The organism is Endozoicomonas sp. SESOKO2, assembly GCF_024606245.1.
Lineage (GTDB): Bacteria > Pseudomonadota > Gammaproteobacteria > Pseudomonadales > Endozoicomonadaceae > Endozoicomonas_A.
Genome location: NZ_JAHHPQ010000022.1, coordinates 1 through 2,338 on the forward strand (window position 1 = coordinate 1; position 2,338 = coordinate 2,338).

Consider the following 2,338-nt stretch of genomic DNA (forward strand, 5'->3'; position numbering starts at 1 on the left):
TCACTCATAAAGCAACGAGAAACCACTCATTTTCCTGCTCAGCTGCTTTTCACCTACAGTAAACTGATGTCTGAATGTGAAACATTCAAATTAGTGCCAAAAGCAAAAATTACCCATTCATGCCAAATCTATGATGCCGACTTCAGTGCTGATAACCTCCATGTGGTGACTACCAGCTTTGATAAAAGAGCGATCATCACAGGCCAGAAGACCGATGGATCATGGGAAACAAAAGCTACCATTGACCATAAAACTTGTTTCTTATCAGCCACCTTCACTACCGATGGCCGTCAAATGGCGACCGTCTGTTCCGATCCCATGGTGAAAATCTGTGGTCAGGACGACGATGGATCATGGAAAGTAAAAGCCATTATTTACCATAAATCGCCGGTCATCTCAGCCACCTTCAGTGCAAATGACCAGCAACTATTGACCGCCTGTGTATATGGAACATTGAAAATCTATGAACAGGAGACTGATGGATCATGGGAAGCAAAATACACTATTCACCACAATGCTCTGGTCACGTCGGTCGGCTTCAGCGCCGATGCCAATCATTTGTTTGTCTTAACTGATGATAAGCATGATAAGAATGCAACAATTTATGGTCTGGAACACGATGGCACATGGGGAGTAAAAACCACTATTTACCATAATGATTCTGTCAGCTCAGCCACCTTCAGCGCCGATGGCCGCTCTTTGGTGACCGCAAGTTTGGATGGCACGGCGAAAATCTATGGCCCGCAGGCCGATGGATCATGGGGAGAAATGACCACCATTACCCATAAAAATGCGGTCAAATCAGCCTCTTTCAGTCCCGATGACCGCCTTGTGGTGACTGCCAGTCTGGACAAAACTGTGAAAATCCACGAACGGCAAACCAATGGATTATGGGAAACAAAATACACCTTTTGCCAAAATGCTTGGGTCTTGTCAGCCACCTTCAGCGCCGATGGCCACCATATAGTCACCACCGATTGCCTTGACACGATAAAAATCTACAGCCTGCAGGCGGATGGATCATGGGAAGAAACAGCCAGCATTACCCATGAGCGTTATGTCCTCTCAGCCAACTTCAGTCCCGATAGCTGCCTCGTGGTGACCGCCGGTGATGACAAAGCGGCGAAAATTTATGGCCTTGGGCCCGATGGGTCGTGGATAAAAAAAGCCATCATTTCTCACGGGCCGGTGATCACCTCAGCCAAATTCAGTCCCGATGGCCGAAATGTCGTGGCCGTCTGTGCAGATTACACGGCGAGAATCGCTGAACTGTGGAGGGGCGATTGATGATCGAATGAGCGTAGTTTTGCAAAGAACTCATTAAAAAACAGTCTTTGGTGTCTTTGTGCCGGTCTCTGCTATGCTGGTTACTCCATAAATACAACGTGAGTAGTCCCAATGTTATTAGAAGCAAGAGTAGAGCGATTGGAATCACATTTTGATTCTCTGGATAGCGCAGTGCGTAGCCTCATCAAAATCACCGGTGATACACACCAGGAAATATTGGCAACACGGCAGGAAATGCGTACACGATTCACTCAGCAGGATCAAAAAATGCGTACACAATTCGCTGAGCAGGATCAAAAAATGCGTACACAATTCGCTGAGCAGGATCAAAAAATTGCAGGCGTTAAAGCCGATGTCTCTGCCCTGGCGGAAGCCATGCTTGCAGGTTTCAAGCGTTCTGACGAACAACATGCAGAAACCCGGGAACAAGTAAGACAACTAGAGCTACTCATCCGTCAACGTCTCCCCAGCAACTAAAACACCACCCAACAAAAAAATGAGTGGATTGTGAACCTCACCCGTTTTAGTGGACACACAAATCCAACTGAAACGGTGGCCATGTGCCTGCTTATAAAACCGGGAAAAAACTCTCCAGTACACCAACGAATTTAAAGGATATATATCGAAAGTCCGATGATATTTTTTACAGTGGTCTCTATTAAAAAGCTTCTTTCTATCATCTTCACGGTTCAGAACTCTTCTTTTCCCTGTTTCCACTGACCTCAATGTTTTGAACTTCCATTGTAAAAACGACTCTAACAGATCGAATCAATTTTGAATGTCCTTTCAAGCGAGGATAAATAATGACTTTGGAGATAGAAAGGCATCTGGCATGGAGTCTGTGAAAAGCAATTCCAGCAGTGATGGATTACTTTCATCAACACCTGAGCAACTTCAAATGGAGGAGGCACCAACAGGTGTCATTGCAGGTAGAGAGGTGAGTGTATACAACAATCCATGTTTATTACTCGATTTTCCCGTTGAATTAGAATCTACGCTTATTCGCTATTTGGGTTTTCGAGAGGTTGTCTGTTTAGCCAAGGTATGCAGA

Annotated in this window: 3 protein-coding genes; all 3 read left to right on the top strand. The window is 45.3% G+C overall.

Annotated elements, in window-relative coordinates; translation table 11 throughout:
- On the top strand, nt 1-1,287 hold a 1,287-nt coding region (locus KDK17_RS00480; protein WP_257287100.1), incomplete at its 5' end, for a WD40 repeat domain-containing protein.
- A gap of 111 nt (nt 1,288-1,398) precedes the next feature.
- Nucleotides 1,399-1,764, top strand: coding sequence for a hypothetical protein (locus tag KDK17_RS00485; protein ID WP_257280975.1), 366 nt, complete (start codon nt 1,399-1,401; stop codon nt 1,762-1,764).
- A gap of 355 nt (nt 1,765-2,119) precedes the next feature.
- Nucleotides 2,120-2,338: hypothetical protein (locus KDK17_RS00490; RefSeq protein WP_257287101.1), on the top strand; the 219-nt coding region annotated here is incomplete at its 3' end.